Genomic DNA, 17,485 nt, shown 5'->3' on the forward strand with positions numbered 1-17,485 from the left:
TATAGTGAATATTATCGCGCGTAATAAAAAGGCTTTTTTTGATTATGAGATTTTAGAGGCTTATGAGGCGGGGATATCTTTGTTAGGATCTGAGGTAAAAGCCTTGAGAAAAGGTAGAGCAAATCTCAAAGATAGTTTTATTAAAATTATCAAGGGTGAGGCATTTGTTTTTGGGATGCATATTTCTTTTTTGGAGACTACCTACACTTATTACAAACCTAGTGAGACAAGAGAACGGAAGTTATTGCTACATCGCAAGCAAATTGATAAGCTTTTTGGTAGTGTTATGCAAGAGGGGTTGAGCTTGGTGCCATTGAAAATTTATTTCAATGCAAGAAATCGTGCAAAAATAGAAATTGCGCTTGTAAGAGGTAAAAATTTACATGATAAACGCGAGAGTATTAAGAGAAAAATGCTGGATAGAGAAGCAAGAATGAATATGAAAAATTATGCAAAGGGAATTTAATGAAAGAATGGGTAGATTATGGAGTGATTGGCTTTTTGCTTTTTTTATCAGTGATTGTATTGGCAATAGGGATTGAGAGAATCTGGTTTTATGCTACTTTACGCGTGGATGATTATAAAGATAAAAGAGAGTTGGAGTTAGATTTACATAAGCGTTTAGCACTTATTGCTACAATTGGCTCTAATGCACCTTATGTAGGGCTTTTGGGGACTGTTGCTGGGATTATGATTACTTTTGTTGGGATTGGTAATACTTCTGTAAATGATACAGCAGAGATTATGAAAGGACTTGCTTTAGCACTCAAAGCTACAGCAATGGGGCTTATTGTGGCAATTCCTTCGATTGTATTTTATAATATGCTTGTACGAAAAAGTGAGATTATTCTTACAAAATGGGATATTTATCATTATCCTGTAAAAGAACAGGAAAATTTTCCCAAAAGATTGGATTTGTAATGAAAAAAATTGATTCTTTAAACTTAGTCCCTTTTATTGATATTATGTTGGTTTTGCTGGTGATTGTGCTTACGACCGCTTCTTTTATTAATACTTCAAAATTACCCATTGCAATTCCACAAGTAGAACAAAATTCTTCAAAGAATCAACAAGAACTTAAAAAAAAGAACATTGATATTACGATTAATGCAAAGGGGGAATATTTTTTTAATGAAGATTTAATGTCTTTGCAAACACTGAAGGCACAATTAGCGATTTTGCCAAAAGATACGCCCATAATACTTCGAGGAGACAAGGGGAGTAATTTGGATAGTTTTATTCAGATTTTTGATATTCTACAGAATCTAAAGCTTAAAGAAGTGTATGTATTAGTGGAGGAAAAAAAGAAAAATTAAGGCTTTTTATAGTATAATTCTCTTTATTTTTATTTTTTAATATTTTTTAAGGATTTATAATGAAAAGAACATATCAACCTCACAATACTCCAAAGAAAAGAACTCATGGTTTTCGTGTAAGAATGAAAACAAAAAATGGTCGCAGAGTGATTAATGCGCGTAGAGCAAAAGGAAGAAAGCGTTTAGCGGTTTAAGTTTTTGCAATCTTTAAAAACAAAGCAAGATTTTAACCTTGTTTATAAAAAAGGTAAGAAAATTTATGCAAGGAATTTTTTGATCTACATCTTAAAAAAGGAAAAGCAGGAGGGAGTTTTTTTAGGATTGAGTGTGGCAAAAAAAGTAGGTATTGCATGCGAGCGCAATTTAATTAAGAGGCGTTTTAGGGCATTGTGTCGCTTGCATTATCAAAAATTAGAATCTTTGTCCTTGATTATTGTGCCAAAAGCAGGGATTTTGGATTTGGATTACAAAAATTTAGAGATTGATTTTTTAAAATGTTTAAATTTTTTTCAAAAACAGCAGGATAGGTAAATGCATATAGGAGTATGGTTTATTCAACAATATCAAAAGTTTATTTCTTTTTTGATGCCAAACTCTTGCCGATTTTATCCTACTTGTTCAGAATTTGCAATTTGGGCTTTAAAAAATCAGAGTTTTTATCAAGCAATTTTTCAGATTTTTTTCAGGATTTTAAAATGCAACCAGCTTTTTAGGGGTGGTGTTGATTATCCTATTAAAAAAGCTTTGATTGTGCCAAACTTTTTTGGACCCTGTAAAATTGTATTTTGGTACATACCTATACAAAATCATCACAACAAATTTTTTATTATTAAATCATTTAAGGAAGCTTCATGAAGGATAACTCAAATTTACGCGTTATATTAGCAGTAGCATTTTCATTTTTATTTATTGTGATTTATAGTCGCTATCTTGCACCGCAAACTCCAGAAAAACAAGAAAATACACAAACAAAAATACAAGAAAATAATGCTCCAAAAATAACAACAACTACACAAGAAATACAAAATAAGGCTCCTGTTTCTAATATCTCAAATCAAAAAATTATTGCAGTAGTGCAATCTAAGGATTTTGAAATTCAAATAGATTCTTTGGGACGCATTCATCAAGTATATTTGAAAGACAAAAAATATACTGGTGCGCCAGAATTAGGGTTTTTTGAGCATTTTAAGGTATTGTTTGGAATGATGGAAGAGCCGAAGTCTTTGGAAAAACTTCCTTTGTTGGATCCTGATGCTTTAAAACCCCTTGAAATACGCTTTTCTAATGAAAATATCAACCAAGAAGCTTTTAGTAGAGATTATGAAGCCTCACAACAAGAGATTTTTATCGATGGAGAACCCAAAACTCTTGTTCTTACACAAAAATTACAAAATCTTGAGCTTAAAAAAACTATTACTTTTTATGAAAATTTGAAATACGATTTAAAAATTACAATGAGTAATCCCAAGGAATCTTATTTTATTACTAATGGTTCGCGACCTGTGACAGATAGAGAAAATTATGCGTTTAATGGCGTGATTTTGCAAACAGCAGAAGAAAAGATTGAAAAAATTGAAGATAAAGATGCAAAAAAAGTAATTAGCTTTGATTCTGTTAAATTTATTGCGAGTGTAGATCGCTACTATACAAGTTTGTTTTATTTGCAAAACCAAGATTTGCATGCGATGATAGATGGAGATAAGAATAAAAATCCTATGCCCTACATTCATGCAAGTGGAGATATCGCATTTGGTGGTTTTATCGGACCCAAGGATTATCAAGAGCTAAAAAAAATTGATGCAAATTTAATTAATGTTGTGGAGTATGGATTAATTACATTTTTTGCTAAACCTGTATTTTTATTGCTAGAGTTTTTGCACCAGTATTTGGCAAATTGGGGGTGGGCGATCATTGTTTTGACAATTATTGTAAAAATTATTCTTTATCCTTTGAGTTATAAAGGAATGGTAAGTATGCAAAAACTCAAAGATCTTACTCCTAAAATGAAGGAGATTCAAGAAAAATATAAAAATGATCCGCAAAAATTGCAATCACATATGATGCAACTTTATAAAAAACATGGAGCAAATCCTATGGGTGGCTGTCTTCCGTTGCTCATTCAGATTCCAATTTTTTATGCTATTTATCGTGTGCTTTATAATTCTGTGGAGCTAAAAAGTGCACCATTTATTTTTTGGATTAATGATTTATCTGTGATGGATCCATTTTTTGTATTACCGATTTTAATGGGTGTATCCATGTATATTCAACAATTGCTCACACCTAGTGGGTTAAGTGATCCAATGCAAGCAAAAATTTTTAGAATGTTACCTGTGGTTTTTACAATCTTTTTGATTTTTTTCCCAGCAGGTTTGGTGCTTTATTGGACAATTAATAATATTCTTTCAATTTTCCAGCAACTCTCAATCAATAAAATGCTAGATCGCCAAAAAGCAAAAGAAATTGCCGAGCATAAAGAAAAGAAAAGTTCTGTAAAAAAATGAAAAAGATTAGTGCTCCTACATTACAAGAAGCAATCACACAAGCAGCGATAGATTTTAATTGCTCTGTGATTGATTTGGAATATGAGATTATTCAGCAGGGAAGTAGAGGATTTTTAGGAATTGGCAAAAAACCTGCCATTATTGTGGCAAATGTTAAAAATTACCAAAAATTTAGTACTCATGCTTTTGAAGATATAGAAAATCATGCAAGTAATCTCACTTCTATGGATAAGAATTTTGTTTCACATTATGAAAAAGATTTATGTATAGATTCTTCTTATGAAGATAGAGAATCTGTTCATAAAGATTTTACAAATGGTGTTCAAAATATACATAAAAGCTCTGAATCTTATGTTGCTAAGTCTTTTGTTTCTTTTCAGGAGGAAAAAGAAGATATAGAGGAATTATGTAAAAATATTGAAGAAGAATTAAAGAAACTTTTGAGTTTTATGCCTTATGAAATTGATCAGGTTTGTGTCACACCTTATGATAAACAAACTTTGAAAATTTTTTTAGATGGCAAGGATAGTGCGTTATTGATTGGAGAAAAAGGCTATAGATATAAGGCACTTTCTTATTTGCTTTTTAATTGGATTTGGCATCAATATCATTATAATATTCGTCTTGAGGTTGCGCATTTTTTGCAAATGCAAGAAGAGATTGTGGAGCAATATATTCAAAATATTCAAAAAGATTTGCAAACTTCTCAAACATTTAAAACTAAGCCCTTGTATGGAATCTTTGGTGTGATTATGCTAAAGAGATTACGCGAAATATATCCAGGGCGATATATCACTCTAAAACAAGAAAAAAATGAACAATATATTATAATAAGTTGTACGGAATGAAAGATACTATTGTAGCAATTTCTACACCTATGGGGGTGGGTGCAATAAGTGTCGTGCGTTTGAGTGGAGATAAGGCTTTAGAGATTGTAAAAAAACTTACAAAACATCAAGATTTTAAAGATCGCTATGCAACTTTATGCCATGTTTATGATGAAAAAAATGAAATTTTAGATGAAGTGATTGTCTTATTTTTTGCAAACCCTAGAAGTTACACCTGTGAAGATGTTTGTGAGATTCAATGCCATGGTGGAGTGATTTTGGCAAAGGAGATTCTAAGGCTTTGTCTTTTTTTTGGTGCGCGTCTTGCGCGATCAGGAGAATTTACAAAACGCGCTTTTTTAAATGGTAGGCTTGATTTTTCACAAGCACAAGCGATCTCACAAATTATCAATGCACAGAGTTTGCAGGCTAGTAAAATGATGAGTAAGCAGCTCAAGGGCTCTTTGAATGATTTTGTAGAAGAGAGTCGTGAGGAATTACTTAGAGCATTGGCATTTTCTGAAGTGATGATTGATTATAGTGATGAGGATATTCCTGAGGATACCACGCAAAATCTTTTTCAAAATTTAGAGAAATTAGAAAAGAAGTTAGGAGAAATTTTAGAATTTTCTAAGATGCGTAATAAGCTTTTAGAGGGCTATACGCTAAGCATTATTGGAAAGCCAAATGTCGGAAAAAGTTCGCTTTTGAATGCAATTTTAATGCAGGATCGTGCAATTGTGAGTGATTTTGCAGGGACTACAAGAGATACGATTGAAGAAACAATCAATCTTGAGGGGAATTTGGTAAAAATTATTGATACTGCGGGGATTAGAGAGAGTGAAGATAGGGTAGAGAGTATTGGCATACAAAGAAGTATTGAAGCGATGAGACAAAGTGATTTTATCCTTGCTGTATTTGACTTATCTCGTGCTTTAGATGAAGAAGATTTGCAAATATTAGAATATTTGACTACATTATCGCAAGAAAAATTTTTACTCATAATTTACAACAAAAGTGACTTGCCCCGTGTGTTGGATATAGGGATTTTTCAAGAGAGATTAGAGGGCGTGAAAACTTTAAGTATGCATACCAAGGACACGCAAGGGGTTTTGCAAATTAAGGAAATATTATCACAAAAAATGCTAGAAAATAGCAAAGATGGGGAGATATTGCTTTGTGCAGAATTTCAATTACAAGCTATAAGAGATTCAATTACTGCACTTCAAGCGGCAAAAAGTATGCTAGAGACTTTGGAGTTGGAATTATTTTCTTATCATATAAAAGAAGTGATTACTTTTATTTCTCAACTTACAAAGCCTTATGATATTGATGAAATGTTTGATAAGATGTTTGGAGAATTTTGCCTAGGCAAATAATTCTCATTTTTTGGATTATTTTTTTTGTGTCATTGCTATTTAAATTTTTAATTACCCCTCCTTTTTTAAGTTAATTTGTATTAAATTTGTATTTTAATCCGACATTTGCATTGATAAAATATCTATCCCATGAGATTCTAGCACCCACGCCAAAATTTAAAAATAAGTTATTTGTCATTTCAATTTCACCACCACCAATTAAAGTGAGGTAAGTGCGTACTTGATTGCCGATTTTGTAGTTTAGTGCATGATTTATATTGTGTGCGATGTAGATTTGGGAATCTGTGCTGATATTGAATAAATCTTGTTCAAGCCCTGAAGTAAAATAAAAATACTTTTTCTCATCGGTATATTTTCTAAGTTCTGCAAAAGCTGATATTGTCATTCCTACAGCATGGCGTGAATTTCCATGTAGCTCAAGTGCACCTTTTCCAGTTTGTGTGCCATTGTATTGATAAAACAGGTTGATTCCACCATACGGCTTAATATAAAATCCTTCTTGTGGATTGATGGGGAAGACATAACCATATCTTGTGTTGATATTTGTAGTAAATGTATTGAAATTTACTTTTTGATTGATTGGATTATTGATATCAAAATTTAGACTATTAAATCCAAGGGTTTCATTTAACACCACATCAATTTCATGTGAATTAATATAAGCCCTCATATATCCCCCAAGTTCGAGGTTATGGCTTTTTGTATTGCTATTTGCAGTGGCATCATCGTTAAATTTATCAAGACTAGAGTAGCTATAAGCATAAGTTGCATAGCCTCCTAATAAGATTCTATCAAAGATTTTGTCATATCCTGCGCTAAATCCGCCAAGTGCGCCAAAACCATTTGTATATTGTCCGCCAACACCACCAATTAACATTCCCCAAACATTGTGATCATAATCAAATCTATCTGTGTAATTATAAACTTCTGTATCAATTCCTGCGGCTGCAAATTTCTTATCTTTTAAAGATCTAATTGCTTTGGCAAAGCGAGTGTTATAAGGGTTTGAAATTTGTGCAAGACGCGCATTTGTGCTGAGTGTAGAAGTAAAATTTACTTGTGTTGTAATATCTGCATGTTGTCTTGTGATATGTGCTAAAGAATCCAAAGAATTGTTGATAGTATTTAGCATTGTAGCAATTCCATTAGCTGTATCTAGATTGCCAGTGTATTGCAGTTTTTGTAAATTTAGCAAGATATTAGAGCTTAATGCGCTGTTTGTATTGATAATGCTTTGTAAGATTGCGCTAGAGTTTTGATTAGCATTTTCGATATTTGTTACACCTATGGCGACATTTTTAAGATTTGTGTTGTCTGTATTTGGGAGTTGGGCAGCGCGTTTTTTGATGCTATCAAATACTGCAAGAACACCATCTTCTTCTAGAGTTTTGCTTTTTACTGCACTAAAGCCAATAAGTGCGCAACCCTCAAGCGTGTCAAAATTACAATTTCCGCTACCTTTTTGGTAGATTTTGTTGAAAGTTACAAAATCTGCGTAAGCATTGCTATCATTCATCCAAGCATTGCTTGTAATATCAGAGATTTTAGAATCATCACTTTTATCTACAACAAGCACACCTTCTTTATTGTCAGAATTTCCGATGGTGATGGTATCACTTCCACTATCTCCATTACTTTTCATGCCGCTTAAGCCATTTTTCTTATTTGTATCTGTGACTTCAAGACAGAATTTTGCATCAGTTTTACAGAGTTCTTGATCATATTTGCCATAAGGTTTTTCTTTGCCACTACTATCTACACTTTTGCCAAAGCTTACTTTCATGGTAAAATCATCTGCATTACTAATTGCCGTGCCATCTTTTTGTATTTCTTTAGCGATGATGAAATTATATTGCTTATCAAGTAAAATAGTGTTTTTTAGTGAGAGATTACTAAGATCAACAAGAAATTCAAAATTATTTGCACTCTCTGATTTCATTGCTTTATTTGTCATAGTATCGATATTAAACACCCCGCCAGTGTAGTTGCCATCTTGATTAACAGCTCCAAGGACATAGAATCCTCCAGTGTTATTTGTGAAGCTATCATCATTTAAATGCATGGTAAAAGTATTTGTCCCAGCAGCTTGTGGTGACATAGATTGACTTGGTCCGATAACCCAAGTGACATCAGCTTTTGTATTAGTGGTATTTTCATCTTTTTGTGTGAAGATAAAAAGACTAGAATTTCCGATAATTCCTAGATCTGTGTTATTAAGCGTGAGTGCGGAGTATTTTTTGGCATTTGGATCCATGTCTTCACCTTGTAATACAGCACTTGTCATATCCTTTGCGTCATTCAAGCCGACAATGATTCTTGAGCCTGTGTTTCCGCTTGCTTCTAGTGTTCCACTTTCAATTTTTAGGCTATGGTAGATATATTTTGTCACATCTGCATAGTTTTTATCCTTGTCTTGGTAGCGGTAGCTATCTACTACATTAAGCGTTCCGCCTGATAGACGCAAGATTCCTTCGTTGTCCTTTTTTTGTGTGGTAGTGTCGTTAAAATTGTCAAATACAATTTGGATAGGTTTAAATTTTGCTGTATCATTAGAACTAGAGCTAGTAGATGTGGTAGAATCTAGTGTTGGTGGTTTTACATAGTCTTTGTCTTTTCCGCCACTACTTGTAGCTTTTGTCCAGTAGCGGTTATTGTAGCAATAATCTGTGCCTATGCAAGTAAGGTCTAGCACACCATTATTTTGAATAGTGGTAAGGCCTTTGTTGATTAGGCTTTGTGCACGGATAGTTGTATATCCAGAATCTACGATAAATTCTGCGCGTGTTTCATTGTGTTTATTAGCTTTCCAGAGTGCTCCTTCTGTCATGGCACTATCAATTGTCTTGGTAGCGCTAGTAGTGTCATTGATTTTTTCTTTTTGATTTTCTGTGATGATGAGTTTGTAGGCATTTGGTGTCATTGTTTTTTCTGCAGAAGCTTTATTGTTAGCATTCATTCCATCAATATCTTCAGCATCTTTTTCTTGTGTTTTTCTTAGCTCGATTATACCACCTGTGGAGGTAAAAATCCCCGCATTGACAAAGCCTACAATCGCAGTGTCTTGCATACCATCTTGTAGCGATTGTTTTCCATCTTGTAGCATAATTCCTGTCATGCCATCTTGGGTTTTGGCGATTGTGGTTAAATCGAGAGTGGCATTGTCTTTGAGATAGAGATTTCCAAAGTTATAAACAACATCAGCTAGGATTTGATGGTAGCCACCGCTAAAGGTTAGTGATCCTGCGCTTGCAGTTTCTTTGGTCTCAAGGGTACAGTCTGTAAGGTCAGTGCAATCTGCTTTGCTATCGGTGATTTTCTTACCGGTGGTGATAGTTGTAGCATAGTCAGTAAGGACTACTTTTTTGTCGGTGGCATCAAGGCTTACATTTGGATTAATAGTAGAGGTAAAGTAGTCTGTCGAACCATTTTTGATATAAATCTTGCCATTTTCTGGTGGCGATTTAGCTCCATCTTTAGTGTAGTATTTTTCTACACCTGTGATAGTGATATTTCCTTGATTATAAAAGCTTAGAAGGTTGCTTGTAGGTGTTGCTTTTTTATTCACAGAAGAATCTTTTAATGTATAGCTACGCTCAGTGGCGATGTTTGTATCTTTAAGATCAAGTTTTGCACCACCTGCGATATTAATAGTTGCAAAATTATCCATTTTGAAAGTAGCTTTATTGCTAGATTCGCCAACAAGGGATAGGGTGGTATTTCTATCATCATTTGCTTTATCACCAAGTGTGATGGTAGTATGCTTATCTTTGCTACCAGTAAGAAGAACGATTCTTTTGTCCATAGCTTGAGCGGCAGCTGCGCCTGGGACACCACCTACACCTGCAGCTGCGGTTGCATCTTTGCCTATATTGATGGTGAGTTTTGCACCGATGAGTGCATCATCTTTTGAAGCATCTGTAGCACTAATTCCTGTGATATTGATATTTTGAGATTGGATTTTAAAGATAATATCATTTGAAGTGTCATTTGCATCTTTGCTAGGAGCCATAGATCCTTTTTCAAAAAATATCGTGCTATTGTTTGTGATATTTGCAACTTGAGATTCTCCGATTTTTTGCATTTTCATTGTTCCCATGCTTGATGCTTCTTCTTTTGTTGTAGCAAGAGCTTTGATATTGATCGTTCCATTACTTCCATTTTCTGAGATTTTTAGATGAGAAGAGGTGAGATGCAAGGTGGAATTTTGAAGATTGATTGTGCCTTCATTGTTTAGATCAATATTAAATAAAATTGAATTTTTTTCTTTATTGTTTGTTTCAGGGGTTTTATTAGCATTAAGATTAGTAATATTTATAGTCCCTAGATTCCTTACAGATTGTCCTGTGGCTATTGTCCCATCTTTGGTTTCACCAAGATTAAAAATCACTTGACTTGAGTTGGTGCTGGTGGTAGAAGTAAGATTTAAGGTAGCACTACTATCAATTGTATAGGTAGCATTATTATATTCGCTATAAAAATTTAGTGTAGCATTTTTTTGTCCGCTGCCTTTAGTATCTGATTGATCAATCGCGTTAGCATCAACTTTGATATTACCCTTTAGTGTGACATTAGCAAAGCCCCCTGTCTTGCTATTTTTTGCTCCTATTGCACCGATATAGAGATTGGAACCAGAAAAGATATTTGCACCATTTAAGACAAAACTCGCATAAGGGATAGGACCATTGAGTATAGCAAAATATGTGTCATCACGCCCTTTAGTGGTGTTATCAGTATTTACAGATATGTAGTTAAAAGAGCTTAGGATAAGATTATCGCTATTGCCTGGTGCGGAAAAAATAGCGGTGGCTACATCGGTGCTTTTAGTTTTTAGTGAAAGGGTAGAGCCATTATCTTTTGCCCAGAAATAATCAGTATTTTGTGTGAGTTTTGTAGGTGTTTCAGGACTTGATTTTTTCATGCCATCTTTTGTAAAAGAATAATCAAAGCTAATTGGGTGGCCTGTGGAGGGTTTTTCTTCTCCTGTTGGGGTGGTGAGATCAAGATTTACATCTGTGGCTGTGGCTGTTGTGAGAAAAGAACTAAGAATCAAAGAAATAGAAGAGGTGGCTAGAATGCGGTTTGTTTTTTTCATGCTGTCCCTTTTGATTTACGATTTATGTCTTTTATAAAAAATAGTTTGATATTGTATAATAAATTTAACTTAGATTTTAAATATTTTTAGGAAAGGAAGATAATGGATAAGAATTTTAGTTTGTGGTGTGATTTTATTGAAAGAGGGTTTTTACAGGAAGAATTTGCAGAGTTTTTGGCAAACGGGGCTTTTAATGGTGCGACAAGTAATCCAGCGATTTTTGCAAATGCGTTAAAAAATCCTATTTATCAAGAAGAGATTCAAAGATTAAAAGGAAGAAAGGCTAAGGAAGTTTATGAGAATTTGGCAATTCATGATATTAAGATGGCGGCAAAATCTCTTTTTGTTTTATGGGAAAAAAATCAAGATAATGGATATATTAGTTTGGAAATTGATCCGTTTTTGGGGGATAAGGTAGGGGAGAGTGTAGATGAGGGGAGACGACTATATAAAAGTATTAATATGCCAAATGTGATGATCAAAGTCCCTGCGACAAGTGCTGGGTATGAGGTAATGGAAGCATTGATGGGGGATAATATCGCAGTAAATGCAACACTGATTTTTGATAAAAATCAAACTAAAGAGTGTTTTGAGGCATTTGCTAGAGGGCGAAAAAAAGGGGGTAGAGATGATGTGCGAGGAGTGATTAGTGTGTTTGTATCGCGATTTGATCGTGCTGTGGATTCTATGCTGGGGGAAGAAATGCAAGCAAGGCTTGGAATCTTGAATGCACAGGAATGTTATGAATATGTAGAAAATAATGGTGGTGGCTATACGCGGACACTTTTTGCTTCTACTGGGGTGAAGGGGGAGGCTATGCCAAAGGATTATTATATCAAGGAGTTGATGCATCCACACAGCATAAATACAGCGCCGCTTGAGAGTATTAAGGCTTATTTGGAACATGGGCGTAATGATGGTGTAGGTGATATAAGACTACCTGCTAGAGATTTTAGAGAAAATCTTGCAAAAATCAAGGAAGAATTGGCGCAAAAAGGCATGGTATATGAAGATTTGACTAAAAAGTTATTAAGTGAGGGGTTGAATGCTTTTGAAGTGGCTTTTGAGATGATGCTAAAAAGTCTGTGAGAATCTAGGGAAAAAGGACTTAAAAAAGTAGGATTTAGGTAAAAATAAGGGCTTGAAGTTTTTATGGTGCTTTGTAAAAAAGGGGTATGGAAAAAAGAGGGGGATTAAGTGATTTAGAATCTTTTAAGATAGCTTGTTGAATGGATTAGAGGGGTAGGGATTTTTGTATATTTGTGTAAAAATTTGTAGTTTTTTGTGTGTAAGAATATTTGAGATTTGAGAATAGAAGCGGGATTACTTTGGTATCTTTTAATAAACCACATTTACACGCTCATTATTGGGGATATTGAGATTGAGGAAGGATTCCAAAGTATAAGTACCATAGCCATCGATAAAAATGGCTTTGTTTTTATCTTCTAAAATCTTTAATTCTGCTTCTTTATCAATTTCTACCACACAGAGGATATCTTCACAGGAAAATAGCTTATCTTTGACAAGCTCTTCTAGTGGGATATGTAAAGGCTTTCCTGCAAAGAGTGCAAGATTCCTAGCAATATCAGAAGGAGTGATATTGGCACTATGAGGGATGATACTTCCCTCATCACTTAGTCTTGCTTTTTCTCTTAGAGAATACACACGATAGCCTATATCTACACTAAATTCCTCACCACTTTCACCCCTTAGCTTCTCTCCTGCACGATTTACCCTCTCAATCGTAATGTCGCTAATCTTTGGCTTGCTTCTACCTAACTCATTTCTAACAAAATCATAGGCTATTTTATTTTTATCTTCTTTGATCTCTTCAGGGAGTTGCACTAGGATAAATTTGCGATTCCCTCCATCTTCTGCATTAAGCTCCATTACTGCTTGTGCAGTTGTTCCGCTTCCTGCAAAGAAGTCAAGAATGAGATCAGAATCCTTGTTTGTTGAGTGATTGAGAATTGTTTTGATAAATTCCACACCTTTTGGATAAGAAAAATATTCAACCATATTAAGCTTAATCAAATCTTTTGTAGCTCTTTGATTCATAAAAAGATTATTTGTAAAAACAAGTGAATCAAAGGTTTTAAGATTAGTCTTTAAATCTTTTAAATATCTTTTATAAATAAATCCTCTTTCATCTTCTCTATGCTCTTTTTTAAAGCAAATTCGCCCCTCATCAATATGTTTTTGTATTGTATTTTTTGAAAAACGCCAAAACATTCCCTTAGGTGGATAGTCAATTTTTCCTGTATAGGGATTTTCTACTGCGAAATAACCTGTCTCTATATTGCCACTTTTTGCACTTGGATCAGTACTGATCCAAGTGCCATTTGGATCATTATCTGGATTTTTATATTTACTTAAATCTTTTTGTCCTCCAAGTAGGTTAGCTGATTCTTTATTTTTTGCATAACAGAGCAAAAATTCGTGCTGATAATTAATGCCTATTTTTGCGTCATTTGTCGTGCTTTTTGTCTTCCGTATAAAATCTCCTACAAAATTCTCCTCACCAAAAATCTCATCACACAGAATCTTAAGGTTAGCCTGTTCGTTATCATCAATAGAGATAAAAATCACTCCATCCTCACGGAGCAAATCTCTAGAAAGTTTAAGGCGTGGGAGCATAAAGCTAAGCCATCCACTATGACTTCTTGAACCCGTGATATTTCTAAAAGTTTGAAGTGTTTTACTCTCTATTTCATTACCCTCTTCATCAATCTCAAGTAATCCCACTTCACGCAAGATTTTCTTGTAGTCTTTTCTAAAATCATCAGGATAGATGAAATTTTCGCTCTTGGTGTTATAGGGCGGGTCAATATAGATCATTTTAATCTTTTCATAATAGGCAGACTTGAGGATTTTTAGCACATCAAGATTATCACCGATGATGACTGAATTCTCTGTCAATTCTCTTTCTTTTCCTATCTCTACTTCTTCTTTTAGCTCATATTCTACTGGTGTGGTGTAGAGAGTATTGGCTAAGCCTTTGCCTGTGAAAGTGAGCTCATAGCCTTGAGTGTTGGAGTGAGAATCAAGTCCTAAAAGCATAGCAAGAGCTTTGAGATTGACTTGCCCCTCACTTAGAGTGTTAGGGAAGTGTTTTTCTAGTATGGATTTTAGAGGATTATTTTCTTTCGTGCTATCGATGATATTTAGTCCATTTTGTTGTGCTTTTTGCTTATCTATCATTTATTCTCTCCTTGAGTGGTGATGTTTTGAAGTAAATTTGTAAGATTTTGTTTATTGATGCGTGTTTTGAAGTAGATCTTCACATTCTTATTCTCTTTTTTGTTCAAATACTCTTGCAATTTTTCAAAAAACTTCTTAGCATAATCAATCTTCTTTTGTTCTGTGGGTGGGATATCCCTCTCACTCTCATAGCCTTTTGTTTCACAAACAAGGAAGATTTTTTGATTATCTTGAGTATTAATAAGATAGGCAAAGTCTGGCTCATAGTTTTTGTAAGGTGTAGGGATAGAGAATTTGGGGAGTTTGGCATAGACTTGGATTGTGAGGTTATTGATCTGTTTAGGATCTTGTGTGATGGCTGTAAGCTCAATTTGACTATCATAAACAACATTTTCATAGAGATAATTTTCTGGAGGTTTATGCTCTTTGTTAATATATCGCCCTAGTTTTTCACAAAGAATATTCCCTTTTGGATTGCCTTGTAAATCATAGAGCAAATCTTCACTGCTAACTTGAGTTTGAATAAAATCATAAGAGATACTTTGAATAATGCTGGAGTGGATTTCATCTTTAATAATGGTTTTGAGTTCTTGGAAAGATTGCTTAGGGTTTGTAAAGAATTTGTTTTTATCGAGAGCTTGATAGACTTGAAGCAAAAAGTTAAGAGGGAGTTTTTCGCTCTTTGCAAACTCAATGAAGTTATTCATTAATAATGACTTATCTGTGTAAAGCTTGGTAGATAGCACTTCTTCTTTAGTATTTTTGATTTTACTAGTTTGGGAATTATAAGTCTTGGAAATAAGGGTGGTAGTTTCTTCAAGAATAGAGAGGGAATTAAAAGTCTTACTGATATTATCCACAAGCTCTTTAGTTTGAATATCTTTGTAGATGATTTGTGCTTTTTGATTGATACTTTTCCATAGAGTAGAAAACTCTTTTGCAAGTTCTTTTCGTATCCCTGCTGTGAGTTTTTTTCTATTGGCATCATTGGTTTGCTTGTGTTTATTAGAAGAGGGCTTAAAGAAATTGAAGATGGCATCAAAAGTTTCTTTGTCAAAGATTTGCAAAAACACATTTTCATTTTCTTGGAGTATTGGAAAAATGGGCTTGGTGCAAGCAATTTTATCACTACACTCATCACTATCTACAGCTCCCATCTCCTTAAGTTTAATAATAAATTGCATTGCTTTGAATTTATTTTTGATGATTTTTTCTAATGCTTCCAGTTGGATTGTTTGCCCATTGAAGGTAAAACTTGTGTCCTCAATCTCCTTTTGTAGCTCTTCGATGAACAATCCCTCTTCTCCACTAATAAGCACATCAAGAGCATTGATATCATAGAAGAGATTGTCATTTTCATTGCAATAGTGATGTGTGATTCTTTTTCCCTCTTGATTGACTGCAAGTCTTAACCCTCTTCCGATTTGCTGATGACGGCTTGTAGAAGTGGTAGAGCTTGCAAGTTTAACAAGAGTAAAAATATTGGGATTATCCCACCCTTCTTGCAAAGCCCAAACGCTAAAAATAAATTTTAGAGGGATTTTGATAGAGAGAAGCTTTTCTTTTTCTTCTAGAATAAGTTTTACTCCTTCAGCTTCTTTATCATCTTTTGTTCCCTTATCCCCACTAAAATATCCCTCTGCGACACAAAGTTCATTTTTATCATTAAAATCTTTGGCTAGATAGGATTTGTATTCTTCTGAGAGGTTGGACTTTGCAAGAATTTGGTTTCGTTTTTGAATATAAAGTTTTTCAAAGGTAGTTTTAATTTTTGGGTTTTCTCCTCTAAAATCATCAATGTGAGGAATAAAGAATAAACAAAGCGCTTTTATTCCTTTTTTAAAAAGTTTTTCTTCTTTTTCAAAATGCAAATCTATGGCTTTGGCAATGAGATTTGAGATTTGAGAATCATCTAGCTCATAAGAAGTAGAGAGTTTATGGACTTCTTCACTATTGCTTAGAATGATAGAATTTGCTTTACCTCTAAGAATTTCTTTGCCCTTCCATTGTGGATAACGTAATTTCTCTCCAATATCATCCCCAAAAGATACACTTGCTTTATGAGTGATATTTTCAAGCATATAAGAAAAGGTAGCGTATTTTTCTTTAGGGTGGCTTGAGATAAGTTTAGGGGTGAGTGTATTTTCATAGAGAGTATGGACATTGATTTGCTTAACAAGGTATTCTCTAAAAGCACTAATACTATCAAGACAATAAATAAGATTGCTTAGATTGTGGGGTTCTTCTGTGGGGAATGTAGCACCAAAGCGAAAATAAAGCGTTTGAAAACTTTGAAATACCTTATCAAACTCCTCACCTTTAAGCAAATGAGGCTCATCAATAAAGCAAATGGGTTTAAGATTGATGATATTATCTAATATTGTGTTGTTGTTAAAAACTTTTTCATTTTGGCGTCGTAAAAGATTTAGTTTATTATCCCCCCCCCTTTATCGACAGAACTATTTGTAAGAATCAATACAGAGAGTTCATTTTCATTTTTAATGTAGCCATTGATAATTTGGCTCAAGGATTTTTCATTATTATAATAATAGGCTTTAAGATGCTTGGAATATTGAGTATAAAAATACTCTTTTGTAAGATTGATATTTTGCTTAACAGATTCAGCAATAGCCTTACGCGGGACAAAAATAATAAATTTATTTTGAAAATAATGTTTGTGGAGTTCAAAAATCGTATTGAGATAGGTAAAAGTTTTGCCCGTCCCTGTTTCCATCAAAATATCAATATTTTTTCTATTGCTTAGATTTTGCATAGGTTGAGGGTTTTGCGTATAAAAAGCCTTAAAACACTCCCGCAAACTTTCAGCATCATGGGTACTAAAGTCAAAATTTTTTAGAAGTGTAATGATGTTATTAATACAATCTTGTTGATACTTTTGTGTTTCAAAAATCATCAAATACCTTAGTTTTATGATTTAATGGGATTGAAAATTCTATCTCATTTTTTCTCTTTTTACACAATAAAACACTTTATATTTTTTCTCGTGATTGATGTTTTTATAGATTAAAATTCGAGATTTTTTGGGTTTTTATTATATAAACTTGCTCAAATTATATCTAAACTTAAATTTTATTGATGGAGTTTTTTATATTGTTTTAAGTCAAAATGATTAATTTTAGTTTTCTTTAGGCTTAGAGTTTTTCTG

Annotated in this window: 14 protein-coding genes; 10 read left to right on the plus strand and 4 right to left on the minus strand. The window is 33.7% G+C overall.

All coding sequences use genetic code 11. From position 1 onward, the window contains the following. Positions 1-4 precede the first annotated feature (4 nt). The 9 genes from smpB to mnmE are packed head-to-tail and all read left to right on the plus strand — an operon-like array spanning position 5 to position 6,026. Entirely contained in the window at positions 5-466 is a 462-nt protein-coding gene (gene smpB / locus LW133_RS03505) for an SsrA-binding protein SmpB (RefSeq protein ID WP_233037321.1), read from the plus strand. Then, the gene (exbB, locus tag LW133_RS03510) at positions 466-921 is read left to right on the plus strand and encodes a TonB-system energizer ExbB (protein ID WP_233037322.1); all 456 of its coding nucleotides are present in this window, start codon (positions 466-468) and stop codon (positions 919-921) included. Before smpB ends, exbB begins: the two co-directional genes overlap by 1 nt. Beyond that, positions 921-1,316: an ExbD/TolR family protein gene (locus tag LW133_RS03515; RefSeq protein WP_233037323.1), complete on the plus strand. Its 396-nt coding sequence runs from the start codon at positions 921-923 to the stop codon at positions 1,314-1,316. The genes exbB and LW133_RS03515 overlap by 1 nt, the downstream gene beginning before the upstream one ends. Before the next feature lie 59 nt (positions 1,317-1,375). Continuing rightward, positions 1,376-1,510: a 50S ribosomal protein L34 gene (gene rpmH, locus LW133_RS03520; protein WP_104697692.1), complete on the plus strand. Its 135-nt coding sequence runs from the start codon at positions 1,376-1,378 to the stop codon at positions 1,508-1,510. Between the two features lie 4 nt (positions 1,511-1,514). After that, positions 1,515-1,847: a ribonuclease P protein component gene (rnpA, locus tag LW133_RS03525; protein WP_233037325.1), complete on the plus strand. Its 333-nt coding sequence runs from the start codon at positions 1,515-1,517 to the stop codon at positions 1,845-1,847. Then, on the plus strand, positions 1,848-2,171 hold the full coding sequence (gene yidD / locus LW133_RS03530; protein WP_233076504.1) for a membrane protein insertion efficiency factor YidD: 324 nt from the start codon (positions 1,848-1,850) through the stop codon (positions 2,169-2,171). Then, positions 2,168-3,820: a membrane protein insertase YidC gene (gene yidC / locus LW133_RS03535; protein ID WP_233076506.1), complete on the plus strand. Its 1,653-nt coding sequence runs from the start codon at positions 2,168-2,170 to the stop codon at positions 3,818-3,820. The genes yidD and yidC overlap by 4 nt, the downstream gene beginning before the upstream one ends. After that, positions 3,817-4,668: a Jag N-terminal domain-containing protein gene (locus LW133_RS03540; RefSeq protein WP_233076508.1), complete on the plus strand. Its 852-nt coding sequence runs from the start codon at positions 3,817-3,819 to the stop codon at positions 4,666-4,668. The genes yidC and LW133_RS03540 overlap by 4 nt, the downstream gene beginning before the upstream one ends. Then, a complete protein-coding gene (gene mnmE / locus LW133_RS03545) occupies positions 4,665-6,026 on the plus strand; it encodes a tRNA uridine-5-carboxymethylaminomethyl(34) synthesis GTPase MnmE (protein ID WP_233076510.1) in 1,362 nt (453 codons plus the stop codon). The genes LW133_RS03540 and mnmE overlap by 4 nt, the downstream gene beginning before the upstream one ends. A 70-nt stretch (positions 6,027-6,096) precedes the next feature. Here mnmE and LW133_RS03550 read toward each other — a convergent pair whose 3' ends face one another. Continuing rightward, positions 6,097-11,118, minus strand: coding sequence for an autotransporter outer membrane beta-barrel domain-containing protein (locus LW133_RS03550; protein ID WP_233076512.1), 5,022 nt, complete (start codon positions 11,116-11,118; stop codon positions 6,097-6,099). Between the two features lie 102 nt (positions 11,119-11,220). On the opposite strand from LW133_RS03550, the gene LW133_RS03555 reads away from it, so the two are divergent. After that, positions 11,221-12,207, plus strand: coding sequence for a transaldolase (locus tag LW133_RS03555; protein ID WP_233076514.1), 987 nt, complete (start codon positions 11,221-11,223; stop codon positions 12,205-12,207). 249 nt (positions 12,208-12,456) lie between these two features. On the opposite strand, the gene LW133_RS03560 is transcribed toward LW133_RS03555, so the two are convergent. From LW133_RS03560 to LW133_RS07405, 3 genes are all read right to left on the minus strand, one after another. Then, positions 12,457-14,319, minus strand: a complete 1,863-nt coding sequence (locus LW133_RS03560; RefSeq protein WP_233076516.1) for a site-specific DNA-methyltransferase — start codon at positions 14,317-14,319, stop codon at positions 12,457-12,459. Then, positions 14,316-16,646: a restriction endonuclease gene (locus LW133_RS03565; RefSeq protein WP_332908889.1), complete on the minus strand. Its 2,331-nt coding sequence runs from the start codon at positions 16,644-16,646 to the stop codon at positions 14,316-14,318. The genes LW133_RS03560 and LW133_RS03565 overlap by 4 nt, the downstream gene beginning before the upstream one ends. A 98-nt stretch (positions 16,647-16,744) precedes the next feature. After that, positions 16,745-17,233 carry a DEAD/DEAH box helicase family protein gene (locus tag LW133_RS07405; RefSeq protein ID WP_332908890.1) on the minus strand — a complete coding sequence of 163 codons (489 nt, stop codon included), beginning with the start codon at positions 17,231-17,233 and terminating at the stop codon, positions 16,745-16,747. Positions 17,234-17,485 lie beyond the last annotated feature (252 nt).

It is taken from the genome of Helicobacter anatolicus (genome assembly GCF_021300615.1).
Taxonomy (GTDB): Bacteria; Campylobacterota; Campylobacteria; order Campylobacterales; family Helicobacteraceae; genus Helicobacter_H; species Helicobacter_H anatolicus.